The sequence below is a fragment of the Xenorhabdus entomophaga genome (genome assembly GCF_037996725.1).
GTDB classification, from domain to species: domain Bacteria; phylum Pseudomonadota; class Gammaproteobacteria; order Enterobacterales; family Enterobacteriaceae; genus Xenorhabdus; species Xenorhabdus khoisanae.
Map to the genome: position 1 here is coordinate 25,352 of NZ_JBBMXH010000006.1, position 24,933 is coordinate 50,284.

At 44.8% G+C, this 24,933-nt stretch carries 21 protein-coding genes; 18 read left to right on the forward strand and 3 right to left on the reverse strand.

Translation table 11 applies throughout. The features are described from left to right. Nucleotides 1-52 precede the first annotated feature (52 nt). A complete protein-coding gene (gene tadA, locus AAC854_RS01980) occupies nt 53-580 on the forward strand; it encodes a tRNA adenosine(34) deaminase TadA (RefSeq protein WP_340615668.1) in 528 nt (175 codons plus the stop codon). 21 nt (nt 581-601) lie between these two features. On the opposite strand, the gene mltF is transcribed toward tadA, so the two are convergent. After that, nucleotides 602-2,170 (reverse strand): membrane-bound lytic murein transglycosylase MltF, encoded by a 1,569-nt coding sequence (gene mltF, locus AAC854_RS01985; RefSeq protein WP_340615669.1) that lies wholly within the window; start codon nt 2,168-2,170, stop codon nt 602-604. A gap of 266 nt (nt 2,171-2,436) precedes the next feature. Between mltF and purL the strand changes: the two genes are divergently transcribed. The 7 genes from purL to glnB all read left to right on the forward strand — a co-directional run bounded on the left by purL (nt 2,437) and on the right by glnB (nt 13,359). Then, complete coding sequence (gene purL, locus AAC854_RS01990; RefSeq protein WP_340615670.1) at nt 2,437-6,324, forward strand: phosphoribosylformylglycinamidine synthase; 3,888 nt, start codon at nt 2,437-2,439, stop codon at nt 6,322-6,324. Nucleotides 6,325-6,365: 41 nt separating this feature from the next. Beyond that, nucleotides 6,366-6,917: a helix-turn-helix transcriptional regulator gene (locus AAC854_RS01995; RefSeq protein WP_340615709.1), complete on the forward strand. Its 552-nt coding sequence runs from the start codon at nt 6,366-6,368 to the stop codon at nt 6,915-6,917. Nucleotides 6,918-7,601: 684 nt separating this feature from the next. Next, nucleotides 7,602-9,041, forward strand: coding sequence for a sensor histidine kinase (locus AAC854_RS02000; RefSeq protein WP_340615671.1), 1,440 nt, complete (start codon nt 7,602-7,604; stop codon nt 9,039-9,041). Nucleotides 9,042-9,046: 5 nt separating this feature from the next. After that, nucleotides 9,047-9,931, forward strand: a complete 885-nt coding sequence (gene qseG, locus AAC854_RS02005) for a two-component system QseEF-associated lipoprotein QseG (RefSeq protein ID WP_340615672.1) — start codon at nt 9,047-9,049, stop codon at nt 9,929-9,931. A 2-nt stretch (nt 9,932-9,933) separates the two neighbouring features. Beyond that, entirely contained in the window at nt 9,934-11,271 is a 1,338-nt protein-coding gene (glrR, locus tag AAC854_RS02010; protein WP_340615673.1) for a two-component system response regulator GlrR, read from the forward strand. Nucleotides 11,272-11,382: 111 nt separating this feature from the next. Beyond that, nucleotides 11,383-13,005: an NAD+ synthase gene (locus tag AAC854_RS02015; protein WP_340615674.1), complete on the forward strand. Its 1,623-nt coding sequence runs from the start codon at nt 11,383-11,385 to the stop codon at nt 13,003-13,005. A 15-nt stretch (nt 13,006-13,020) separates the two neighbouring features. Continuing rightward, entirely contained in the window at nt 13,021-13,359 is a 339-nt protein-coding gene (glnB, locus tag AAC854_RS02020) for a nitrogen regulatory protein P-II (protein WP_045958055.1), read from the forward strand. Nucleotides 13,360-13,432: 73 nt separating this feature from the next. Here the strand turns inward: glnB and hmpA are convergent, their stop codons facing one another. Then, nucleotides 13,433-14,623, reverse strand: a complete 1,191-nt coding sequence (gene hmpA, locus AAC854_RS02025; protein WP_340615675.1) for an NO-inducible flavohemoprotein — start codon at nt 14,621-14,623, stop codon at nt 13,433-13,435. A 359-nt stretch (nt 14,624-14,982) separates the two neighbouring features. Here hmpA and glyA point away from each other — a divergent pair, with 359 nt between their 5' ends. Together glyA and AAC854_RS02035 are read left to right on the forward strand one after the other, a co-directional pair. Then, complete coding sequence (gene glyA / locus AAC854_RS02030) at nt 14,983-16,236, forward strand: serine hydroxymethyltransferase (protein ID WP_340615676.1); 1,254 nt, start codon at nt 14,983-14,985, stop codon at nt 16,234-16,236. Between the two features lie 90 nt (nt 16,237-16,326). Then, nucleotides 16,327-17,562 carry a 3-phenylpropionate MFS transporter gene (locus AAC854_RS02035; RefSeq protein ID WP_340615677.1) on the forward strand — a complete coding sequence of 412 codons (1,236 nt, stop codon included), beginning with the start codon at nt 16,327-16,329 and terminating at the stop codon, nt 17,560-17,562. An 88-nt stretch (nt 17,563-17,650) separates the two neighbouring features. Here the strand turns inward: AAC854_RS02035 and suhB are convergent, their stop codons facing one another. Next, nucleotides 17,651-18,454: an inositol-1-monophosphatase gene (gene suhB, locus AAC854_RS02040; protein WP_340615678.1), complete on the reverse strand. Its 804-nt coding sequence runs from the start codon at nt 18,452-18,454 to the stop codon at nt 17,651-17,653. A 125-nt stretch (nt 18,455-18,579) separates the two neighbouring features. On the opposite strand from suhB, the gene trmJ reads away from it, so the two are divergent. The 8 genes from trmJ to fdx all read left to right on the forward strand — a co-directional run bounded on the left by trmJ (nt 18,580) and on the right by fdx (nt 24,926). Then, nucleotides 18,580-19,314: a tRNA (cytosine(32)/uridine(32)-2'-O)-methyltransferase TrmJ gene (gene trmJ, locus AAC854_RS02045; RefSeq protein ID WP_340615679.1), complete on the forward strand. Its 735-nt coding sequence runs from the start codon at nt 18,580-18,582 to the stop codon at nt 19,312-19,314. A gap of 163 nt (nt 19,315-19,477) precedes the next feature. After that, nucleotides 19,478-19,972, forward strand: coding sequence for a Fe-S cluster assembly transcriptional regulator IscR (gene iscR, locus AAC854_RS02050; RefSeq protein ID WP_099113765.1), 495 nt, complete (start codon nt 19,478-19,480; stop codon nt 19,970-19,972). 57 nt (nt 19,973-20,029) lie between these two features. Continuing rightward, nucleotides 20,030-21,244: an IscS subfamily cysteine desulfurase gene (locus AAC854_RS02055; protein WP_340615680.1), complete on the forward strand. Its 1,215-nt coding sequence runs from the start codon at nt 20,030-20,032 to the stop codon at nt 21,242-21,244. Between the two features lie 24 nt (nt 21,245-21,268). Then, on the forward strand, nt 21,269-21,655 hold the full coding sequence (gene iscU, locus AAC854_RS02060) for a Fe-S cluster assembly scaffold IscU (RefSeq protein ID WP_047962949.1): 387 nt from the start codon (nt 21,269-21,271) through the stop codon (nt 21,653-21,655). A gap of 144 nt (nt 21,656-21,799) precedes the next feature. After that, nucleotides 21,800-22,123, forward strand: coding sequence for an iron-sulfur cluster assembly protein IscA (iscA, locus tag AAC854_RS02065; protein ID WP_340615681.1), 324 nt, complete (start codon nt 21,800-21,802; stop codon nt 22,121-22,123). 43 nt (nt 22,124-22,166) lie between these two features. Continuing rightward, entirely contained in the window at nt 22,167-22,688 is a 522-nt protein-coding gene (gene hscB / locus AAC854_RS02070; protein ID WP_047962951.1) for a co-chaperone HscB, read from the forward strand. Nucleotides 22,689-22,740: 52 nt separating this feature from the next. Continuing rightward, nucleotides 22,741-24,588, forward strand: coding sequence for a Fe-S protein assembly chaperone HscA (gene hscA / locus AAC854_RS02075; RefSeq protein WP_340615682.1), 1,848 nt, complete (start codon nt 22,741-22,743; stop codon nt 24,586-24,588). 2 nt (nt 24,589-24,590) lie between these two features. After that, nucleotides 24,591-24,926: an ISC system 2Fe-2S type ferredoxin gene (gene fdx, locus AAC854_RS02080; RefSeq protein WP_086956079.1), complete on the forward strand. Its 336-nt coding sequence runs from the start codon at nt 24,591-24,593 to the stop codon at nt 24,924-24,926. The last annotated feature ends 7 nt before the right edge of the window (nt 24,927-24,933 follow it).

The window sequence follows — 24,933 nt, forward strand, 5'->3', positions numbered from 1 at the left end:
TGATGATGACCCGCTATAATGAGCGGGATTTTCATAAGTAAGAGAACATGCAGTGACAGAAATATATACGGTAACCGAAAACTACAGTGATGAATATTGGATGCGTCGGGCAATAGAGTTAGCAATGCGGGCACAAGAAAAAGGTGAGATTCCTGTAGGTGCTGTATTGGTAGCAGATAATGAAATTATTGCCGAAGGATTTAATCATCCGATTACCGATCATGATCCTACCGCACATGCAGAAATCATAGCCCTGCGGCGTGGTGGTATACAAGTGCAGAACTATCGTCTATTGAATACGACACTGTATGTCACTCTGGAACCTTGCATCATGTGCGCAGGGGCAATGGTACACAGCCGGATACAACGGTTGGTTTATGGTGCCAGCGATATGAAAACGGGGGCTGCGGGATCATTGATTGATATATTGCGTCACCCGGCCATGAATCACCAAATTGACATCACCGGCGGTGTATTGGCGCAAGAGTGTTCCTCTATGTTGAGTGCGTTTTTCAAACAACGTAGGGAGCAACATAAGGCATTGAAGAAGTTGAAAGCCCAACAACAAGAAATGCCATAGTCAGTGATGATTGAAAGCCTGTTATGGCTGAACTACCTTCCCAGATTGCGCCGGAGTTTTTTCCTCCGGCGTTTTTTCATGAGGTTCAACTTTAGTGCTTTCCGCTTCATCATTACTGTCGGTTTTAGCATCTTCTGTTTTACCATTTTCAGGTTGAGGCACGCTGATTGTGGTTATATTCGCCGGAACTTCATCTCTCTCTGCTTTCTCGCGGTTAGCTTTTGCCCGCAGATACCCTTCCAGACTCAAATAGTAACGCCGGATATTTTCCACATAGCGGTAAGCTTCATAGCCGCGAGCATAACCATACGTTGTATTGGTATAGTATTTTTTCTTGCTTAGCAGAGGCAGGCGTTTTTTGACATCCAACCAACTGTCAGGATTACCTTTTTGTGCAGCAGTTAATTTCCTGGCATCAAGCACATGCCCATACCCCATATTATAAGCGGCGAGGGCGAACCAGATACGTTCATCTTCCGGAATAGTTTTTGGCAACCGATCCATCAAATAGTGTAGATAAGACATTCCACCTTTCACACTATCTTCCGGATCTAGCCGATCGTGAACGCCTGCCCATTCCGCTGTCGGGCGAGTAAGCATCATCAGGCCACGGACGCCGGTGGGAGACGTTGCCTGAGGGTCCCAATGCGATTCTTGCCATGCAATAGATGCCACTAATTGCCAATCAAGTGAACCGGCATATTTTTCAAAAATCGGCTGATATGTCGGTAATGTTGTGTTGATGGCACGAATAAATGAAATGGTATCGAAATAGTCGAACGAACCGACATGACTGAAATACTTTTCTTGCAGCCGCGACATAATGCCGTTTTCAGCCAACATGCTGAAGAAATCAAGCATGGCTGAATAGAGACTATAATCATCATCTCGTCTTAAATACCAAGTCAGGGGACGTTCTTCACTGACATCAAAAGCAACGGCTAAATTGGGATGAATACGCTGTTGCAGGGCTAAGCTGATTGAATCGCTGATTGTATAGTCGATTGTTCCCTCAGAAACTTTTTCAAGTAATTGCTGAGCGTTTTCGTGTAACGTCTCTTGCCAAGTTAGATCAGGATAAGATTGCTCTTTCCATTTTCTTAGTTCGCTTGCATGGGCTGAGCCAGCAGTGACGATGAGAGTGCCTTTTAAATCATTAAACGAGCGTGGGCGCGTTGTTCCCTTACGATAAACCAGCTGTTGTAAGACCGAAGCATAGGCAGGGCCCGTGCGTGTTTGATCCAGCCTATCCCTATTATAGATAAGACCGGCAGCCAAAAAATCGGCTTTATCATTTTCTAAGTCGTCAAAAAGCTGGTTAATGTTGGTACGAAATTTAATGATAAGTTTAACACCCAAATAATCAGCAAACCGCTTGGCTAGTTCATAGTCGAATCCCGTGGGTTCATTTTTATTGTTAAGAGAAATCAGAGGAGAGGTGATGGTACTAACCCGAAGCTCTCCCCGTGCCAGAATTTTGTTTATCTGCTCCTGCTGTTTATTGGGCCAATTGATGTTTAGGCCAATGATGGCAGCAGAGAGGAGCGCGATAATAACGATAACAAAATAATTAATCTTTATATTACTCAAATAGTTATCTCTCGCTAGTGCGATTAGGCCCCGTGTGAAATGTAAGATAATAGCATGGTCAAATTCCCAGTAATCGAGAATTTTGCGCAACAAAATTGGGATGTGCAACTTTATTAAATTAATTTAGAGGCTTTATTAAGTGTATTGTTAGATTAATAAATGGTCACGCAAACGGTTTCGTCAGGGCGAACATTCCTCTATAATGTCTCGCGTTTCCCCTAAGGCATCAGTCAGGCTTTGCTTCTAAGATGAGAGAACCTATTATTATGGAAATTCTGCGTGGCTCGCCCGCTTTATCAGCGTTTCGTATTACTAAGCTCCTTTCCCAGTGCCAAGATCAGCGGCTTCCTGTTACAGACATTTATGCAGAATATGTGCACTTTGCAGATGTTAGCGCTCCAATCACAGCAGATGAACGGGAAAAATTAAATCGGCTATTAAAATATGGTCCCTCTTTGGCTGAATATGAGCCGAAAGGTCAACTATTGTTAGTTACACCAAGGCCGGGAACAATATCTCCTTGGTCATCGAAAGCGACAGAAATTGTCCACAATTGTGGTCTAAACCAGATTGTCCGTTTAGAAAGGGGAATTGCCTATTATATTCAGGGTGATGGTATGAATGCTGAGCAGGGACAAGCGCTGTCAGCATTATTGCATGATCGCATGATGGAAAGTGTGTTCACGGAGTTTGAACAGGCTGATGCTCTGTTTACCCAACAAAAACCTTCGCCATTGAAACAGATTGATGTCTTGCAATTGGGACGGACAGCGCTGGAATCAGCAAATATTGAACTGGGACTGGCTCTGGCTGCGGATGAAATTGATTATCTGGTGAGAGCGTTCCAGATGTTGGAACGTAATCCGACGGATGTTGAACTCTATATGTTTGCTCAGGCGAATTCTGAACACTGCCGCCACAAAATTTTCAATGCAGATTGGGTTATTGATGGTCAGGCTCAACCCAAGTCGTTGTTCAAAATGATCAAAAATACATTTGAACAGACACCGGATTATGTGCTCTCAGCTTATAAAGATAACGCTGCTGTGATGGAAGGCTCCCATGTTGGCCGCTTTTTCCCTGATCCCGCAACGGGCATCTATGATTACCACCAAGAGTCCGCTCATATCTTGATGAAAGTCGAAACCCATAACCATCCGACGGCGATTTCGCCCTGGCCTGGTGCTGCAACCGGCTCCGGGGGCGAAATTCGTGATGAAGGCGCAACAGGGCGGGGAGCTAAACCTAAAGCCGGATTGGTAGGGTTCTCAGTCTCAAACTTGAAAATTCCTGGCTTTGAACAGCCGTGGGAAGAAGATTTCGGCAAGCCTGAACGTATTGTCAGTGCGTTGGATATCATGCTGGAAGGGCCATTGGGCGGCGCCGCGTTTAACAACGAGTTTGGTCGTCCGGCATTGTTGGGGTATTTCAGAACTTATGAAGAAAAAGTGTACTCCCATAACGGTACAGAACTACGTGGTTATCACAAACCCATCATGCTGGCAGGGGGAATTGGGAATATTTGTGAAGAGCACGTCCAGAAAGGGGATATCCCAGTTGGCGCAAAATTAATTGTGCTGGGTGGGCCAAGCATGAATATCGGTTTGGGGGGCGGTGCTGCATCCTCAATGGCATCGGGTCAATCTGATGAGGACTTAGATTTTGCCTCTGTGCAGCGTGATAATGCAGAGATGGAACGCCGTTGTCAGGAAGTGATCGATAATTGCTGGCAACGGGGGGAGAAAAATCCCATTCTGTTTATCCATGATGTAGGGGCTGGTGGCTTATCAAATGCCATGCCTGAATTAGTCAGTGATGGTGGCCGGGGTGGGCGCTTTGAGCTGCGTAACATTCTCAATGATGAACCGGGAATGAGTCCATTGCAGTTATGGTGCAATGAATCTCAGGAGCGTTATGTTCTGGCCGTAGCCCCTGAGCAGCTTGTTCTGTTTGAAGAAATTTGCCGTCGGGAACGTGCTCCCTATGCCGTGATTGGGGAAGCAACAGAAGAACGACGCCTTGTGTTGAATGACAGCCATTTCAATAATCAGCCAATCGATATGCCTTTGGATGTGCTGCTCGGCAAGACACCCAAGATGCTAAAAAATGTGCAGGTCTTGAAAGCGCAAGGGCAAAATTTAGATCGTAAAGGGATTGATCTTGCGGAAGCCGTAAAACGTGTTCTGCATTTACCGGCTGTTGCAGAAAAAACATTCCTGATTACGATTGGGGATCGCTCTATAACGGGTATGGTTGCCCGTGATCAAATGGTTGGCCCGTGGCAAATCCCTGTGGCAGATTGCGCGGTGACCACTGCCAGTTTAGACAGTTATTACGGTGAAGCCATGTCAATGGGAGAGCGGGCACCGATTGCATTACTGGATTTTGCTGCCTCGGCACGTATGGCGGTGGGGGAAGCATTGACCAATATCGCTTCTGCGTACGTGCAGGATCTGAAACGGGTGAAATTATCGGCTAACTGGATGTCGGCATCAGGTCATGCAGGTGAAGATGCGGGTTTGTATGCTGCGGTGAAAGCGGTGGGGGAAGAGCTGTGTCCGGCGCTGGGATTGACCATTCCAGTGGGTAAGGATTCGATGTCAATGAAAACCTGTTGGAATCAAAACGGGGAAGAACGTGAAATGACTTCACCACTTTCATTGGTTATCAGTGCCTTTGCCCGGGTGGAAGATGTTCGCCGCACAGTAACGCCAGAATTATCTAACGAAGATGACAACGCCCTTTTGTTGATCGATCTGGGGCAAGGGCAGAATGCGCTGGGAGGAACTGCGCTGGCCCAGGTTTATCGTCAGCTTGGCGATAAAACGGCGGATATCCGCAGTGTCGAACAACTGGGTGGTTTCTTCAATGCAATTCAGCAACTGATTTCAGAACAAAAATTGTTGGCTTATCATGATCGTTCAGATGGTGGCCTGCTGGTGACATTGGCTGAAATGGCTTTTGCGGGCCATTGTGGATTGCATGTCGATCTCAGTGCATTTGATGAAGATATCCTTGCGGCATTGTTCAGTGAAGAATTGGGCACAGTGATACAAATTCGCGAAACTGACAGAGCACAGGTTGAAAATCTGTTGGCTGACCATGGCTTGAATGGTTGTATACATTATCTGGGTAAAGCTCAGTCAGGCGATGACTTCATTATTTCCAGTGACAATATGGAGGTTTATCGCCAAAACCGCAGTACGTTGCGCTTATGGTGGGCGGAAACGACGTGGCAAATGCAGCGCCTGCGTGATAACCCAGAATGTGCTGATCAAGAACATCAGGCAAAACAGGATGAGAATGATCCTGGTTTGAATGTGAAATTGTCTTTTGATCCTGCTGAAGATATTGCTGCTTGTTACATCTCGAAAAAAATACATCCGCGTGTTGCCGTATTGCGTGAACAAGGTGTTAACTCTCAGGTCGAAATGGCGGCTGCATTCCATCGTGCGGGCTTTGAGGCCGTGGATGTCCATATGAGTGATTTGCTGAGTGGCCGCGTCACGTTGGATCAATTTCAGACACTCGTGGCCTGTGGTGGTTTTTCATATGGGGATGTGCTTGGTGCGGGTGAAGGTTGGGCAAAATCCATTCTGTTTAATTCACGAGTGCGTGATGATTTTGCGAGCTTCTTTGCAAGACCGGATACGCTGGCACTTGGCGTGTGTAACGGTTGCCAGATGATGTCTAATTTGCATGAACTGATTCCGGGGACAGAACACTGGCCGCGCTTTGTTCGTAACCGTTCAGAGCGTTATGAAGCGCGTTTTAGTCTGGTGGAAGTCGTGGATAGCCCCTCGCTGTTCCTGAAAGATATGGCAGGTTCTCGCTTGCCGATTGCGGTTGCTCATGGTGAAGGTCAGGTGGAATTCAGAAACAGCCAAAGTTTGATGGAACTTGAAAAGCAGCAGCAAGTGGCACTGCGCTTTGTTGATAACTATGGTTCAGTGACAGAAAATTACCCTGCAAACCCGAATGGTTCTGTGAACGGCATTACGTCAGTGACCAGCCTTGATGGACGGGTCACGGTGATGATGCCTCATCCTGAAAGGGTATTCCGTACTGTCAGTAATTCCTGGCACCCTGAAGAATGGGGCGAAGATAGCCCGTGGATGCGTATTTTCCGTAATGCTCGCAAACAGTTAGGTTAACTTCTTTTACTATTTCATTTTTCTGTGTAAAGGCTCTGAATATTCATCAGGGCCTTTATTTTTCATTAACACTTTCTGGTGTGACAGCGGAATTGGAAGACAAGCTATTTGAAAATGGTTGTGATGATGCTTTGATTTGTTTTTACGGTAGATATGTTTACTTGGAATTTGATCGTGAAAGTGAATCGTTTTCTAAGGCAATTTTGAGTGCGATTAATGATATTGAATCAGCAGGGTTGAACGCGAAAGTCGTTGCTGTTGATGCTGCACTGGTCGGGTTAAGTGATATCGCCAGATTGACGGATATGTCCCGTCAGGCTATTAGCATGTTAAAAGATGGGGTACGTGGCTCCGGTGATTTTCCTGCACCAATCCAAAGAATAAAGGGAACTTCTCCTTTATGGCGTTGGTCTGAGGTTGCGTCATGGTTGGCTGACAGAGGCAAGATAAATGCCGAATTGTCGGAGAATGCGCAGGTTTTGGATACTATCAACATGGTTTTGCAATGGCGGGAATTCAAGGGGATTAAAGATATTGAATATTATGTGAAGCTGCTTAGCCATCCTGAAAAATTGAACGTATTTTGCCACTGATTTGATGTTATTAATGAGTTTTAAGGAGAACGTCTCCAAATGGCGACAATGGCCCTCATGGATGTCTCAAATAGGTGACACTTAATTCATTGATATAAAAATAAAAATATTTACATGTGCTTAAGTGTCATAAATAGGCGACAATAATACATGTCGAGCATTAGAAAACATTGATGAAGAAATCCAAAGAATTTATTTGTTTTTAAATTTTTAATAAAATCAATAAATTAAAAATTATTTTGCAAGTTGGCACACAATGTGCATAATAATGGGCAGTTGCTCATTCAACTTTTTATGTCGGCCCGCAAATAGGTGGAAACATGCCACATAAGCCCAGAATGATGCCGAAGTAAGGTGCCTACCGTCCAACATCATGATACTCGCTTTCGGGCTTTATCAAACACAGGGCGACACGTGGAGTGAGGCACCACCTATCATGCCCATCAGATAGCGGCATGAAGGCTCCTCACTGGCGGGATAGTAAATAAAGTTACTATCCCGCCGTCATTATTACAGGTGAATCCTGTCCATCGTGTTTATGTATGCACCCGCATAATTTCCAATTACCCATTATTTTCAACTAGTTTAAAAAAGCAGAGAAAAAGTAATTTCAAAATCTATCATCAGGCAGGCTTTCTCCTTCGCCTTATGTCGGTTAGCATCAATGTAATTGCAGGTTATGAGATGATTTCTTTGAAAAAATGGCGTTTATTTCCACGCTCATTGCGCCAACTGGTTGTAATGGCTTTCTGTCTGGTGTTATTACCCCTCTTAGTGCTGGCTTATCAGGCTTACCAAAGCCTTGACCAGTTGAGTACTCAAGCTGCTGAAATTAGTCGTTCGACTTTATCGGACGCGCGTCGCAGCGAAGCGATGATTGGTTCTGCGCTTGAGATGGAGCGTAGTTACCGTCAATATTGTGTGTTGGGGGATGTGCGGCTGGAAAGGCTCTATCAACGACAATACCGACAGTATACAAATATGCTCGGTGATCAGATAGCCATGTTGGCTAATGCAGAGTATACGAAAAAATTTAATGAACTATTATCAGGCCTGACAAAAATTTCCTGTAGTAACGGTGTTCCGGAGCCTGCTGTCTCTAAATTACTTGAAGAATTATCTACTGCTAATAATCTTTTGGTACAGGAAACCCGAAATATCATTTTCAGTCGTGGTGAACAATTGCAAAAAGATATTGCAGAGAAAGGGCAACTTTTTGGTTGGCAGAGCCTTATCTTATTCCTGTTAAGTGCGTTTCTGATCGCGCTGTTTACACGTATGATCATTGGGCCGGTGAAAGGCATTGAGCGGATGATTAATCGGTTAGGAAAAGGGCAATCATTGGAAAATGAGATTGAATCATTTAAAGGGCCACGGGAATTGCGATCGCTGGCACAACGCATTATTTGGTTAAGTGAGCGGTTATCCTGGCTTGAATCTCAGCGCCATGAATTTTTACGTCATATTTCCCATGAACTGAAAACACCTTTAGCCAGTATGCGTGAAGGGACGGAGTTATTGGCTGATGAAGTTGCCGGGCCGCTGACCACAGATCAAAGAGAAGTTGTCAGTATTCTGGACAGCAGCAGCAGGCATTTGCAACAGCTTATCGAGCAATTGCTCGAATATAACCGTAAACTGGCAGATGGCCCTGCTGAGCATCAGGTTGTGTCTTTAAACGAGATTGTGAATAGTGTTGTGTTGTCACATCAATTGCCAGCCCGTGCGAAAAACATTAATACAGAAATTCAATTGGATATGGAGTATTGTTGGGCGGAACCTAATTTATTGAGAAGGGTGATCGATAATCTCTACTCCAATGCAGTGCACTATGGTGCTGAATCCGGTAACATTTGGATTTCCAGTCGGCAAACGGGAGAAAATCTTCAAATTGACATTGCCAACACAGGAACGCCTATCCCTGAATTAGAAAAAAGTATGATTTTTGAGCCATTTTATCAGGGGAAACTGCAAAGAAAAGGGGCTGTTAAAGGAAGTGGCCTTGGCTTGAGCATTGCGCAAGATTGTATTAAACAGATGAGGGGAGAGCTTCATTTGATAGAATCCGAATTTGCTGACGTATGTTTTCGAATTGAACTGCCATTAACCGCAGAGAACAGCTAAATAATATGTATAACCGGTTTATTTACCGCCTTATGACGAAGACGGGACAGCAAGATATTGTGACTCAGCCGATGAAAAAAACTGCTGTTATGCAGCCTATTCTGGCACGCGCTTCAACCTTACGTTTCCGTGCCATGTTGTTATTGTTTATTCCCTATTTACTGACCGGATGTGTGAAAACCACCGGAGCAGATAATCTGGCATCAATTGCACAGTCTATCCTGCCTGAGCAACATGTCACAGATTATCGTCTTAAGGATTGTGATTCAATCTGGGATATAACAAAACCATCGGCAATGGAAAACGGGCTTTATTGGCTTAGAGCCATTGATTGTGCGGATCGCTTATCCTCAGTTGAAGCGCGTGAAATAGGGAGCAACTTCAATACAACTGATTGGCATCAAACGTTCAAACAGAGTATCTTGATGAATAGAGCGGCTTCTACAGTGGCTGAACGCCGGAAAATTGTAGAAAATCTTAATCGATATAGTACGCAGTTTCCCGTCACCTTGCGGACACTCTTCCAATTGTGGCGTGAACAGCAATATTTAAGAATCAACCTCGCTGAAGAGAGGGTTAAGTTCCAGCGGTTCCAGCTTGACAGTGATAATAAAATTGACCGCTTGAAAGAAGCACGAGCACGTTTAGAATATGAACTTAGCTCAATATCCCGCAAATTAGAAAATCTGACAGATATTGAACGCCAGCTTTCCTCCCGTAAACAAGGCCAAAGTAGTCTTGTCACTCCAAATGGAACAGGGCAAATGAAGGGCTCAGATACTTCATCCAATAAATTAGAGCAGGAAGATAAATCGGCAACGGATGAGGAAATGAAAAACCCGGAAACTAAAGCAGAAGCTAATCCCCCAGCAGAAAAAGGAGCCGAATAATAATGACAGTACGCAATCCCGCCCATCTTCTTTTAGTTGATGATGATCCGGGCTTACTAAAACTATTGGGAATGCGTCTGACTAGCGAAGGGTTTCGTGTCACGACAGCCGAGAGTGGCCATGAAGGGTTGCGTATTCTGGTGAAAGATAAAATAGATCTTGTTATCAGTGACTTGCGAATGGATGAAATGGATGGTATGGCACTGTTTGCCGAAATTCAGAAACAGCACCCTGGCATGCCTGTCATTATTCTGACCGCTCACGGTTCTATCCCTGATGCAGTGGCAGCAACCCAGCAAGGCGTATTTAGTTTCCTGACTAAACCTGTTGACCGTGATGCACTTTATAAAGCTATTGATGATGCTCTGGAATTGTCAACGCCGGCTATAGATGGGCAATGGAGTGAGCAGATTGTCACGCGCAGCCCCTTAATGTTGCGTCTGTTAGAACAGGCCAAAATGGTGGCCCTGTCTGATGTCAGCGTCTTGATTAATGGGCAAAGCGGAACCGGTAAGGAAGTATTGGCCCAAGCCATCCATCGGGTAAGCCCAAGAGCGAAGAAACCTTTTATTGCCATTAACTGTGGTGCCTTACCTGAGCAGTTGCTTGAATCTGAACTGTTTGGTCACGCCAAGGGTGCATTTACTGGTGCTGTCAGTAGCCGGGAAGGGTTATTTTTAGCAGCTCAGGGGGGAACCTTATTCCTTGATGAGATCGGTGATATGCCGATGGCGCTGCAAGTTAAATTATTGAGAGTTTTGCAGGAACGGAAGGTTCGTCCATTAGGAAGCAACCGAGATATAGACATTGATGTCAGAATTATTTCTGCCACCCACCGTGATTTACCAAAAGCAATGCAGCGTAATGAGTTTCGTGAAGATCTCTATTACAGGTTGAATGTCGTTAACCTGAAAATTCCTGCATTGAATGAACGTGCGGAAGATATTCCTTTATTAGCCAATCACCTGTTGCGGGAATCAGCCAAGCGCCATAAACCCTTTGTTCGTAGTTTTTCCACTAATGCCATGAAATGTCTGGTGGCAGCAAGCTGGCCGGGCAATGTTCGTCAATTGGTTAACGTTATAGAACAATGTGTGGCGCTAACGATGGCTCCGGTTATTAGTGATGCTTTGGTTATGCAGGCATTGGAAGGAGAAAATACGGCGCTGCCGACATTTGTAGAAGCTCGCGGGCAGTTTGAACTGAATTATCTGCGCAAATTGTTGCAAATGACCAAAGGCAATGTGACCCATGCTGCCCGCATGGCAGGGCGTAACCGGACTGAATTTTATAAATTGCTGGCACGTCATGAGCTGGACGCTAACGATTTTAAGGAATAACTTTCCTGCTATTCCGGAAATTCTTACACTGAATAGAAATTATCTATATTGTCTGTCTTTAATTCTGAATAAGACAGAGAGATGAATTATGGCCTAGGAGAGCCACATTCTATGAGTCGTACTCTTAATATTGCTCTTGCCCAGTTAAACTGGCTGGTGGGAGACATTGAAGGCAACTGCGAGCGCATGTTGCAGACAGTACAAGAACAGCAAGAAAAAGGTGCTGATCTGGTTATGTTTTCTGAGTTGGCGCTGTCTGGCTATTTTCCTGAAGATTTGCTGTTCCGTCCCGATTTACACCAGCGTTGTCGTGAGCAGTTGGTACGTTTGCAGGAAGCGAGTTCCCAGATTGGTATTTTAGTCGGGCATCCGTGGCAACAAGATGGAAAACTCTACAATGCACTTTCCCTATTTTGGAAAGATGAAATTGTTGCTCGTTACTTCAAACAGCTACTGCCCAATTATGGTGTCTTTGATGAAGAGCGTTATTTCAAGGCGGGTGATCAACGCTGTGTTATACCATTCAAGGGATATAGCCTGGGCTTATTGATTTGTGAAGATTTATGGTTTGATGCACCAATTAATGCTCTGAAACAAGCCGGCGCAGAAATTATCCTGTCGATTAATGCCTCCCCTTACAATCGTGAAAAACCCAATATTCGCAGCACATTAATTAGAAACCACAGTCAGCGCATTCAACTCCCTATCATTTATCTTAATCAGGTAGGTGGGCAGGATCAGCTTATCTTTGATGGTTGTTCGAAAGTCTTTGATGCAAATGGTGAAATTACGCATCGTATGGCCGCCTTTGAAGAGCAGATCGAACAGTGTCGTTTTAATGACATGAAAATTGAACCTATGGCAAACCCCATTCCTCAATTGCCGCCACTCGCACAAATCTATAAGGCACTGGTTCTCTCCGTGCGTGATTATGTGCGGAAAAATGGCTTCAAAGGTGCATTGCTTGGTTTATCTGGCGGGATTGATTCTGGTCTGACTTTGGCAATTGCCGTGGATGCTTTGGGTAAAGATCATGTGCAGGCAGTCATGATGCCATTCCGTTATACCTCAGAAATGAGCATTCATGATGCCAGAGAACAGGCGGAGTTACTGGGTGTTGAATTCGACATCGCATCCATAGAACCCATGTTTGATGCTTTCATGGCACAGCTTGAGCCTATGTTCGCCGGAACTGAAAAAGATACGACAGAAGAAAATTTGCAGGCCCGTTGCCGTGCCGTTATTTTGATGGCGATATCGAACAAACGTCACCGCTTGGTGCTGACGACCAGTAACAAGAGCGAGTCAGCAGTCGGTTATTCAACCCTGTATGGCGATATGGCAGGGGGCTTTAATGCTTTGAAAGATGTCCCTAAAACTATGGTATTTGCACTGTCTAAATACCGTAATACAGTATCTCCGGCTATTCCTCAGCGTGTGATTGATCGCCCACCTTCTGCGGAATTAGCACCAGATCAACTGGATCAGGACAGCTTGCCTCCATATGACATGCTGGATGCTATTCTTGAAGGGTATGTCGAAAAAGACAAATCAGTAGCTGACTTGGTTACTGAAGGTTTTGACGAAGCCATTGTTCGCAAGGTGATCCGGCTGGTGGATATCAATGAATATAAACGCCGTCAGGCACCTATCGGCCCCCGCATTACACAACGTGATTTTGGCAAAGATCGTCGCTACCCGATTACTTCTGGTTTCGGGCGTAAAAACTGGTAATAACAGGAAAACTTCATGAAAAAGATTGATGCAATTATCAAACCTTTCAAGCTGGATGATGTGCGTGAAGCTCTGGCTGAAGTGGGTATCACTGGTATGACCGTGACAGAAGTAAAAGGATTTGGTCGCCAGAAAGGGCACACTGAACTGTATCGCGGTGCAGAATATATGGTGGATTTTCTGCCAAAAGTCAAAATAGAAATTGTCGTACCGGATGATATTGTTGATACCTGTGTCGAGACAATCATGCAAATTGCACAAACCGGCAAAATCGGTGATGGCAAAATTTTTGTTTTCGATGTTGCCCGTGTGGTACGTATTCGAACTGGTGAACAGGACGAAGAAGCTATTTAAAACTAAATGGGAGATAGTTGTAACCTCTCCCATTTTGTCACTGTTATCGCTTAATGTGTTGCAGTTAGCTGTGTTAGATCACTTTATGTGGGCCAAAACATTCATAGTGGATATGTTGTTTATCAACACCCATTGCCAGAAGTTGGTTAGCAATGAATTGCATGAAAGCGACTGGCCCACAGAAATAGAATTGCATTCCTTCTACTGCGATTAATTCTTTTACGAGAGAAAGATCCATAAACCCGGTATGCTGATAATGTATGCCTTTCTGATCTGTATCTCGTGGTTCGCGATACCAAACCTGCGAATGCAAATTAGGCATGGATTGAGAAATTTCATTTACCTTATTTGAGAAGGCATGATAGCCGCCATGCTCTGCGGCATGGAACCAATTCACTGTTCCTGCATGATGCTGATTATGCAGATGTTGTAGCATACTCATCATTGGCGTTAAACCTACACCCGCTGAAATCAGCGTAACGGGTGTGTCATGCTGGACATCAAGGAAAAAATCACCGCGTGGCGCTGCCAGCATCACGAGATCACCTTCCTGTACTTTATCATGCATGAAGTTTGAAACCTTGCCCTGCGATTCACGCTTAATGGCAATCTGGTAATTGCTGCCGTTTGGTGCTGCGGTCAGAGAATATTGGCGAATTTCACGATTCTCAAAAGCAGGATCTTCTATATAAACCCCTAAATATTGCCCCGGTTTGTAATCCATGACCTTTTCACCATCAACGGGAACAAACTCGAAACTGGTAATAACATCACTTTGTGGTTGTTTCCGGCTAACACGGAATTGACGTAATTCACGCCAACCGCCTTCCAGAGATTCACCATTTTGATAAATTTCTTCTTCTCGGTTGATAAAGACATTGGCCAGCACATTGTAGGCTTTTCCCCACGCACTGAGAACTTCATCACCAGGATGGAACATTTCGTCAATTGTCGCCAGTAAGTGCGTACCTACAATCTGATAATGCTCGGGCTTAATGTTCAGGCTCGTGTGTTTATGAGCGATTTTTTCTACTGCTGGCAATAAAGCAGACAGATTATCGATATTAGCAGCGTAAGCGCAAAGGGCATTGAAAAGCGCTTCACGCTGATCACCATTGAGCTGGTTGCTCATGTTGAAAATATCTTTTAATTCAGGGTGATGATTGAACATACGTTCATAAAAATGCGCAGTCAGCTTGGGGCCTGTAGAAACGATTAATGGAATGGTGGATTTTATGGTTGCGATAACCTGACTATCTAGCATGGGGATCTCCTGAATTGTTCTCAAATGATGCTGGAGTTTATAACTTGCATTTTAAATGCAACTTATAGCGTTTGGGAATAGGTTCAATTGAGAAAAGAAGATCATATTGATTTAAATCAAAAATTCAGAGTTTGTATTAAAAGAAACGCTGATTGAGATCACAAATATCATTGATAAATTGAAAATTGTTGATTCTATCGTCAATTATTCAGCCTCCAATGCTTTGTTAACGCATCATGCAAACGTTTGCGTAAATTATCTTGTCAAGACTATCTCATTTGGTAAAAAGAGTTTACACTGTGTGGCATTCTGGCCCTCAGGGGTATTTTTTAGAGAAGTAGCTGAGTCAGGAGAACCAAATGTTAAAGCGTGAAATGAATATTGCGAATTACGATCCCGAACTGTGGCAGGCGATGGAACAGGAGGTTTGTCGTCAGGAAGAACACATAGAATTGATTGCTTCTGAAAACTACACCAGCCCAAGAGTTATGCAGGCTCAGGGATCTCAGCTCACTAACAAGTATGCGGAAGGCTATCCGGGTAAACGTTATTACGGTGGCTGTGAATATGTTGATGTGGTTGAACAACTTGCGATTGACCGTGCAAAAGAGCTGTTTGGTGCAGATTATGCAAACGTCCAGCCGCACTCAGGTTCTCAGGCTAATGCCGCGGTGTACATGACACTGCTGAAACCCGGCGATACGGTTTTAGGGATGAATCTGGCACACGGCGGTCATTTGACTCATGGCTCTCCAGTTAACTTCTCCGGCAAACTTTATAACATCGTACCTTATGGCATTGATGAAAAAGGTAAAATCGATTACGACGATATCCGTGCCCAAGCGCAAAAACACCAACCAAAAATGATCATCGGTGGCTTCTCTGCTTACTCCGGTGTTGTTGATTGGGCGAAGATGCGTGAAATTGCCGATGAAATCGGTGCCTATCTGTTCGTTGATATGGCTCACGTAGCGGGTTTGGTTGCCGCTGGTGTTTATCCAAACCCAGTTCCTCATGCGCATGTTGTTACAACAACAACGCACAAAACTCTGGCTGGCCCGCGTGGTGGCCTGATTCTGGCGAAAGGCGGCGATGAAGAGTTTTACAAGAAGCTAAATTCTTCTGTTTTCCCGGGTTCTCAGGGTGGCCCACTGATGCACGTCATCGCGGGTAAAGCTGTTGCACTGAAAGAAGCAATGGAGCCTGAGTTTAAGGCCTATCAACAGCAAGTCGCTAAAAATGCGAGAGCTATGGTTGAAGTATTCCTGCAACGTGGTTACAAAGTTGTTTCAGGTGAAACGGAAAACCATCTGTTCCTGCTGGATCTGGTAGATAAAGATATTACGGGTAAAGATGCTGATGCTGCATTGGGGCGTGCCAATATTACGGTTAACAAAAACAGTGTGCCTAACGATCCGCGCAGCCCGTTTGTGACTTCTGGTATTCGTATCGGGACACCTGCAATTACCCGCCGTGGCTTTAAAGAAGAAGAAACCCGTGAGCTGGCAGGTTGGATGTGTGATGTGCTGGATAACATCAATGATGAAGCAACCATTGAAAGCGTTAAGCAGAAAGTTTTGAACATCTGCGCAAAATATCCGGTTTACGCATAATTAAAAATAAAGTGTAGTTTAGTAATAAGCCCGACTCATAACGTTAGTTTTGAGCGGGTTTTTTTGTATTTGAGAAATGAGGGTATTTGGATGGTTATTCCATCAACATTTTGGCTAGGGTTAGGTTATTTCACTTATTTTTTCTCTTTCGGTATCTTTCTACCTTTTTGGGCTGCCTGGCTAAAAGGTGAAGGCATTGAGCCTTCAATGATAGGAATACTGCTGGGTGTTGGGCTGGTTGCCCGATTTATCGGTAGTCTGGTTATTTCTCCTAGGGTAAAAGATCCATCGAAATTAATTAAAGCGTTGCGATTTCTTTCATTGCTGACGTTGCTTTTTGCGGTTGGCTTTGTATTTGGTAGCCATTGGCTATGGCTTTTCTTTGTCATGATAGGTTTTAACTTATTTTTCTCGCCACTCGTGCCTTTATCAGATGCGTTGGCAGGAACATGGCAAAAACAATTTACTTTTGATTACGGCAAGGTAAGAGTCTGGGGTTCGATTGCATTTATTATCAGCTCTGCGCTGACTGGTATATTAATGTCTGCCAGTGGAATAAATTTCTCAATCAGTAGCCTCGACATTGGCTGGAGTATGTCATTTGACAGTCTGAATGGCTGGATTGGCAAAGATATGTTTGGAACACACCATATCATTCTCGCTTTCCTGATTTTCAGTATTACTGTCATGCTATTGGGGATGATGCTGAAACCCGCCATTATGCCAGTTGGTAAAGAGAAGACCACGAATACTAATACCGTCTCTTTTAAAGAACTTTTGTCTGAAAAATCTGTGTGGAAATTTTTAGTCTGTGTAACGCTATTGCAGGCCGCACATGCGGGTTATTATAGTTTTGGCACTATTTATTGGGAGAATGCAGGTTACTCGCCATCAACCATTGGTTATCTCTGGTCGTTAGGCGTTATGGCAGAAGTCCTCGTTTTTACTTTCAGCAAACAGTTATTCCGTCGTTGGAGTGCACGTAATCTGTTATTGCTATCCGGTATCTGTGGTGTGATTCGTTGGGGATTAATGGGAATATCAACGGAATTACCCGTGCTGATTATTATTCAGATCCTGCATTGTGGTACTTTTACCGTTTGCCATTTAGCAGCAATGCGTTTTATCGGAGCCAGAAAGGAAAATGAAATCATCCGATTGCAGGCGACTTACTCCGCTTTGGCAATGGGAGGAGGGATTGCTGTTATGAGTGTGATTGCTGGCTTTATGTATGAACACATCAGTAATGGCATATTTTGGGTGATGGCTTTGGTTGCATTACCAGCTCTGTTTCTGCGGCCAAAAGTTGAAGCTCACGCACATTAATTAAAATGTTTGGTGATAAAAAAAGGGCACCAATTAGGTGCCCTGAAAATAACATTGCTCAAATTATATTTATATAATTATTAACGAATTAACGCTTCAGTGCTTCCGTTAATTCTTCACGCATTTCAGACAAAATGTCTTTAACAATACGTGGGCTACCTGCAACGATGTTGCCGGAGTTAACATAGTTATGACCACCGACGAAATCGGTAACGATGCAGCCGGATTCACGTACCAGCAATTCACCGCCCATGAAATCCCATGGTTTCAGGCCAATTTCGAAGAAACCATCTACACGCCCGGCAGCAACATAAGCCATATCCAGTGCGGCGGAACCTGTGCGACGGAAATCCGCGCAACGATCAAATAATTTACCCAGTACATTCATGTAAGGGATGGAGTGCTGTTTGGCTTTGAACGGGAAACCAGTCGCAAGGATAGTACCATCCAGATCACGAGCATTGGTACCACGCAGACGATAGCCGTTTAATTGTGCGCCTTGACCACGCGTCGCGCTGAACAGCTCATTGCGCATTGGATCGTAAACCACGGACACTTCAGTGCGGCCTTTAATACGCACAGCAATGGAAACAGCAAAATGAGGGAGACGTTTAATAAAGTTGGTGGTGCCATCCAGTGGATCGATAACCCATTGGAAATCGTTTTCTTCGCCTAAGTGCTCACCGCTTTCTTCGGTAATAATTGTATGCTTAGGATAAGATTTACGAATAATTTCGATAATCAGCTTTTCTGCGTCACGATCAACATTGGTGACGAAATCATTATTGCCTTTTTGGCTCGCTTCAATGGCATCAGGGGTTTCGTAGCTTTTGGCAATGTAGTTGCCGGCCTTACGTGCAGCGCGTATAGCGATGTTTAGCATCGGATGCATGGGGTATCTTCCACCAGAATTTTAAAGAACGGGAAACAAATCGGCGCGCAGTATAGCAGTAGTTCGTCAAAATGACTAATGCTGTGTTAAGATATTCGGCTCTTATACTGAATTTAAAAGCCGTCATGTTAGAGAATATCCGCATTATTCTGGTTGAAACCTCCCACACGGGCAATATGGGATCAACCGCTCGGGCCATGAAAACAATGGGATTGTCCAATTTGTATCTGGTGAATCCGTTAGTTCAACCTGATTCTCATTCTATCGCACTTTCAGCCGGTGCAAGTGATGTTATCGGCAATGCGGCGATTGTGAGTACGTTGGATGAGGCATTAGCTGGGTGTGAATTGGTCATCGGAACCAGTGCCCGTTCCCGCACCCTTTCCTGGCCAATGGTTGAACCTCGTGAATGTGGTGAACGTTGTGTCAAAATGGCCAGCCACTCTCCGGTTGCGATTGTATTTGGTCGTGAACGTGTGGGGTTGACTAACGAAGAGCTGCAAAAATGTAATTATCATCTTTATATTCCGACAAATCCGGAGTACGGTTCGTTGAATTTGGCGATGGCTGTTCAACTGGTTAGCTATGAAATTCGCATGGCTCATCTTTCAGCTCAGGAACAACCAGAAAAAGCCCCTTCGTCAGATCATGAGGTAGAATATCCGGCTGTTGAGGATATGGAGCGTTTTTATCAACATCTTGAACAGGTATTGAACGAATCAGGCTTCATCCGCAAAGCGCATCCGGGTCAAATAATGAACAGGTTAAGACGTCTTTATACTCGTGCACGGCCTGAAACGCAGGAGCTGAATATTCTGCGAGGTATACTAACTTCTATGGAAAAATGGGCTAAGAAATAACTGAGATCCAGCGGGAAGAGCTAGCAGGAACAACCAAAAAATCCAAGATAAACAGGTGAAAAAGCGTTCAAATAATAGTTGAGTGGATTACTAGGTTAAATAGTTGACTAAAACACTCAGGAATGTCACAATTTCATCTATATTTCACCATGGAGTTTTTGTTATGAGACTGACATCAAAAGGACGTTATGCGGTAACTGCCATGCTAGATGTGGCGTTGCATTCACAAGAAGGGCCGGTGCCATTAGCCGACATTTCTGAGCGTCAGGGAATTTCCCTTTCCTATCTTGAGCAGTTGTTCTCCCGCCTGCGTAAAAATGGTCTGGTTTCTAGCGTCCGTGGTCCAGGTGGCGGTTATTTACTGGGCAGAGATGCCGGTAAGATTTTCGTTGCCGAAGTGATTTCAGCTGTTGATGAATCCGTTGATGCAACTCGTTGTCAGGGCAGAGAAGGCTGTCAAGGCGGTGATCGTTGTTTGACACACACATTGTGGCGTGACCTCAGTGATCGCATCACAGGTTTCCTGAGCAGCATCAGTTTAGAAGAATTAGTGAATAACCAAGAAGTATTAGACGTTGCTGATCGTCAAGACGGTGATAAGCGCCGTACACCGAACGGTAGGCCTCAAGAGACGATTAACGTTAACCTGCGCGCATAACCTTGCGGCAAAGCGGCAAACAAAAGTATTAAAAGTGTCTTACGGAGCATGTGAGCAATGAAATTACCCATTTATTTGGACTATTCAGCAACAACACCAGTCGATCTACGTGTTGCTGAAAAGATGATGAACTATCTAACTATGGACGGGATTTTTGGTAATCCGGCTTCCCGTTCACACCGATTTGGTTGGCAGGCTGAAGAAGCGGTTGATATCGCGCGTAATCAAATTGCTGATCTGGTTGGTGCAGATCCGCGTGAAATCGTGTTCACGTCAGGCGCTACAGAGTCAGATAACCTTGCGATTAAAGGTGCTGCAAAATTTTATCAGAAAAAAGGCAAGCACATTATTACCAGCAAAACGGAACACAAAGCGGTTTTAGATACTTGCCGCCAGCTGGAGCGTGAAGGTTTTGAGATCACTTACCTTGCACCAATGAGCAACGGCATGCTTGATCTGAAAGAGCTGGAAGCCACCATGCGTGAAGATACGATTCTGGTTTCCATCATGCACGTCAATAACGAAATTGGTATTGTCCAAGACATTATGACCATCGGTGAAATGTGTCGTAGCCGTGGTATCATTTTCCATGTTGATGCAACTCAAAGTGTTGGCAAATTACCTATCGACCTCAGCAAACTGAAAGTTGATCTGATGTCTTTCTCTGCTCATAAACTTTATGGCCCTATGGGTATCGGTGCACTGTATGTTCGCCGTAAACCACGCATACGTATTGAGGCACAGCAGCACGGTGGTGGTCATGAGCGTGGTATGCGTTCAGGTACATTGCCTGTTCACCAGATTGTTGGTATGGGTGAAGCTTACCGTATCGCAAAAGAAGAGCTGGAATCAGAAGCAGAACGCCTGCGTGGATTGCGTCTGCGTCTGTGGAACGGCATTAAAGATATTGAAGAAGTTTACCTGAACGGTGATTTAGAACTGGGTGCACCGCACATTCTGAATGTCAGCTTCAACTATGTTGAAGGTGAGTCATTGATGATGTCATTGAAAGATCTGGCGGTTTCTTCTGGCTCGGCATGTACTTCCGCGAGTTTGGAACCTTCCTATGTCCTGCGGGCACTGGGCATGAATGATGAACTGGCACACAGTTCTATTCGTTTTTCTTTGGGGCGTTTTACCACGGAAGAAGAAATAGACTATGCAATCAAGTTGATTCTCAACGCGATTGGTCACCTGCGCGATCTTTCTCCATTGTGGGAAATGTTCAAACAGGGTGTGGATCTCAGCACCATCGAATGGTCTCATCATTAATCAGACGGTTTCAGGAGTAACGACATGGCTTACAGCGACAAAGTAATTGATCACTATGAAAACCCACGTAATGTTGGTTCATTCGACAGTGAAGATCCTTCAGTGGGTAGTGGTATGGTAGGGGCACCCGCTTGTGGTGACGTCATGCGGCTGCAAATTAAAGTCAACGATGAAGGCATCATCGAAGATGCACGCTTCAAAACTTATGGCTGCGGCTCTGCGATTGCATCCAGCTCTCTGGTAACAGAATGGATGAAAGGGAAATCGCTGGAACAGGCTGAGTCTATCAAAAATACTCAGATTGCTGACGAACTGGAACTACCGCCAGTGAAAATCCACTGCTCTATTTTGGCAGAAGATGCAATCAAAGCTGCTATTGCTGATTACAAGAATAAGCGCCAAGCAAAATAACTATTTTTGTAAATAATTATTCTTGTAAATAACTATCCTTGCAAAAGGAATGTATTGCAAAAAGAACGTTTCGTAAATAGAAAATAATTCTGGTGGATATTGGTTCAATATCCACCTTTACTGGTTTTAAAAGTGAGGTGTTGTATGTCAATTTCCCTGACAGAAAGTGCAGCCCAGCGTATTTTGGCCTTTCTTGGCAATCGAGGAAAAGGTGTCGGGTTGCGTTTGGGAGTGAGAACTTCCGGCTGCTCTGGTATGGCATATGTACTTGAATTTGCTGATACAGTTAATGAAGAAGATCAGATTTTTGAAGATAAGGGCGTGAAAGTCATCATTGACGGTAAAAGCATCCTTTACCTTGATGGCACTGAGTTGGATTTTGTCAAAGAAGGTCTGAATGAAGGCTTTAAATTCAACAACCCCAATGTTTCCAGCGAATGCGGTTGTGGGGAAAGCTTCCACGTTTAAACCCATTGTTTGACTCCGCACTTTGCGAAACTAAGAGTAACTTATGGACTACTTTACTTTATTCGGGCTGCCTTCGCGTTATGCGATTGACCGTGAGTTGTTGGCGACCCGTTATCAGGAATTACAGCGTCAGTTTCACCCAGATCGTTTTGCCAACCAACCTGAACGTGAAAAAACGCTGGCACTCCAACAAGCTGCTACCATCAATGCAGGTTACCAGACGCTAAAACATCCCCTGAAACGCGCAGAATATATGCTTTCTCAGCAAGGGTTTGATCTATCCAACGAACAGCACACGATGCAGGATACGGCTTTCCTGATGCAGCAGCTGGAATTACGCGAAGAGCTTGATGTCATCGGACGTAGCACGGACCCAGAAACAGCACTGACCCATTTTTCATCTCGCCTCAATAAAATGATTAAAACTCGTAGTGAGCAGATGGAGCATCAGTTAGACGCTGGCGAATGGTCAACGGCAGCCGATACAGTTCGTAAATTACGCTTTTTGGATAAATTGCAACAGCAGGTTGAACAACTGGAAGAACGGTTGCTGGATGATTTTTAGCTGAGATTTTTAGCTGCATAATAGTTAGCTGAATAGATTTATAGGGGCACACATGGCTTTATTACAAATCAGCGAACCTGGTCTATCTGCCGCACCTCACCAGCGTCGTCTGGCTGTGGGGATTGATCTTGGTACGACTCACTCACTGGTTGCGACTGTCCGCAGTGGTCAGGCGGAAACGTTGGCAGACAGTGAAAACCGTCACTTACTGCCTTCCGTTGTACAATATCGCAAAGAAGATATTCAAGTTGGTTGGCAGGCTCGTCAGCAAGCAGCATCCGACCCCACTAATACCGTGAGTTCTGTCAAACGTATGATGGGACGCTCTTTGGCTGACATTCAGCAACGTTATCCCAACCTGCCATACCAACTTCAGGCAAGTGAAAACGGTCTGCCCTTGATCAACACCGTGACGGGTCTGGTAGATCCTATTCAGGTTTCTTCTGAAATATTGAAATCGTTGGCACAACGGGCAGAAGAAACCTTGGATGGCAAACTCGATGGTGTAGTGATCACGGTTCCTGCTTACTTTGATGATGCACAACGTCAAGGCACCAAAGATGCTGCACGATTAGCCGGTTTGCATGTTCTCCGCCTTTTGAATGAACCTACAGCCGCGGCTATTGCTTACGGACTTGATTCAGGCCAGGAAGGTGTTATCGCTATTTACGATCTTGGTGGCGGAACATTCGATGTTTCTATTCTCCGCCTTAGCCGTGGCGTATTTGAAGTTTTGGCAACGGGGGGCGATACCGCACTGGGTGGTGATGATTTTGACGCATTATTGGCGAATTGGATCCGTGAACAGTCCGGAATTAGCAATGACGATCATGGGTTACAGCGTCAATTGTTAGATATTGCCACTCAAACCAAAATTACCTTGAGTCAAGCGGAGAGTGCGGAAATCCGGATTGCTGACTGGGAAGGTAAAATTAGCCGCACAGAATTCAACGAATTGATTACTTCACTGGTCAAACGCACATTACTTTCCTGCCGCAGGGCATTGAAAGATGCGGGTGTTACCGCTGATGAAGTATTGCAGGTAGTCATGGTTGGCGGTTCAACACGAGTGCCATTAGTGCGCAGTATGGTAGGGGAATTCTTTGACCGTGAGCCATTGACCTCTATTGATCCAGATAAAGTCGTGGCTGTTGGCGCTTCAATTCAGGCCGATATTTTGGTAGGTAACAAACCTGACAGCGAAATGTTGTTGCTGGATGTTATCCCCCTGTCACTTGGTTTAGAAACGATGGGAGGGCTAATTGAAAAAGTCATTCCGCGTAATACCACTATTCCTGTTGCAAGAGCGCAAGAGTTTACCACTTTCAAAGACGGCCAAACTGCGATGAGCATCCATGTGGTGCAAGGTGAAAGGGAATTGGTCAACGATTGTCGTTCACTGGCACGGTTCACATTGCGTGGCATTCCTCCATTACCGGCCGGTGGCGCACATATTCGCGTGACTTTTCAGGTCGATGCTGACGGTCTGTTGAGCGTCAGTGCATTGGAGAAATCTACGGGTGTTGAGGCTTCCATTCAGGTGAAACCTTCCTATGGTTTATCAGATGAAGAAATCGCCCGCATGCTTAAAGACTCCATGACTAATGCGCAGGAAGATATTCAGGCCCGCAAATTGGCTGAACAAAAAGTAGAAGCCGCCCGGGTTCTGGAAAGTTTAACCAGCGCACTGGAAAAAGATGCTGACTTACTCAGTCAGGAAGAACATGCTGCCATTGACGCAGCCGCACAAGTATTAATTGAAAGCGCTCAGGGAGCTTCCCCTGATGCGATTGAAAGTGCAATTAAAGAATTGGACAAACAAACGCAGGAATTTGCCGCGCGCCGTATGGACACATCAATCCGCCGGGCTTTGGCGGGTCATTCTGTGGATGAAATTTAATTATGCCTAAAATTGTATTTTTACCTCATAACGAACTTTGCCCTGAAGGTGCAGTATTGGACGCCAAGGAAGGCGAATCAATTCTGGATGTTGCACTGCGTAATGGCATTGAAATTGAACATGCTTGTGAAAAATCTTGTGCATGTACCACCTGTCATTGCATCGTCAGAGAAGGCTTTGACTCACTGGAGGAAAGTGCTGAGCTGGAAGATGACATGTTGGATAAAGCATGGGGGCTGGAACCGGAAAGTCGGTTGAGCTGTCAGGCCAAAGTCGCTGATGAGGATTTGGTCGTAGAAATCCCTAAATATACCATCAACCATGCCCGTGAGCACTGACAGGGGG

Bases quoted from the DNA above. Each gene is read 5' to 3' on its own strand.
- purL (WP_340615670.1), top strand. From the start codon at position 2,437: ATGGAAATTCTGCGTGGCTCGCCCGCTTTATCAGCGTTTCGTATTACT.
- AAC854_RS02000 (WP_340615671.1), top strand. From the start codon at position 7,602: ATGATTTCTTTGAAAAAATGGCGTTTATTTCCACGCTCATTGCGCCAA.
- qseG (WP_340615672.1), top strand. From the start codon at position 9,047: ATGTATAACCGGTTTATTTACCGCCTTATGACGAAGACGGGACAGCAA.
- glrR (WP_340615673.1), top strand. From the start codon at position 9,934: ATGACAGTACGCAATCCCGCCCATCTTCTTTTAGTTGATGATGATCCG.
- AAC854_RS02015 (WP_340615674.1), top strand. From the start codon at position 11,383: ATGAGTCGTACTCTTAATATTGCTCTTGCCCAGTTAAACTGGCTGGTG.
- glnB (WP_045958055.1), top strand. From the start codon at position 13,021: ATGAAAAAGATTGATGCAATTATCAAACCTTTCAAGCTGGATGATGTG.
- hmpA (WP_340615675.1), bottom strand. From the start codon at position 14,623: ATGCTAGATAGTCAGGTTATCGCAACCATAAAATCCACCATTCCATTA.
- glyA (WP_340615676.1), top strand. From the start codon at position 14,983: ATGTTAAAGCGTGAAATGAATATTGCGAATTACGATCCCGAACTGTGG.
- AAC854_RS02035 (WP_340615677.1), top strand. From the start codon at position 16,327: ATGGTTATTCCATCAACATTTTGGCTAGGGTTAGGTTATTTCACTTAT.
- suhB (WP_340615678.1), bottom strand. From the start codon at position 18,454: ATGCATCCGATGCTAAACATCGCTATACGCGCTGCACGTAAGGCCGGC.
- trmJ (WP_340615679.1), top strand. From the start codon at position 18,580: ATGTTAGAGAATATCCGCATTATTCTGGTTGAAACCTCCCACACGGGC.
- iscR (WP_099113765.1), top strand. From the start codon at position 19,478: ATGAGACTGACATCAAAAGGACGTTATGCGGTAACTGCCATGCTAGAT.
- AAC854_RS02055 (WP_340615680.1), top strand. From the start codon at position 20,030: ATGAAATTACCCATTTATTTGGACTATTCAGCAACAACACCAGTCGAT.
- iscU (WP_047962949.1), top strand. From the start codon at position 21,269: ATGGCTTACAGCGACAAAGTAATTGATCACTATGAAAACCCACGTAAT.
- iscA (WP_340615681.1), top strand. From the start codon at position 21,800: ATGTCAATTTCCCTGACAGAAAGTGCAGCCCAGCGTATTTTGGCCTTT.
- hscB (WP_047962951.1), top strand. From the start codon at position 22,167: ATGGACTACTTTACTTTATTCGGGCTGCCTTCGCGTTATGCGATTGAC.
- hscA (WP_340615682.1), top strand. From the start codon at position 22,741: ATGGCTTTATTACAAATCAGCGAACCTGGTCTATCTGCCGCACCTCAC.
- fdx (WP_086956079.1), top strand. From the start codon at position 24,591: ATGCCTAAAATTGTATTTTTACCTCATAACGAACTTTGCCCTGAAGGT.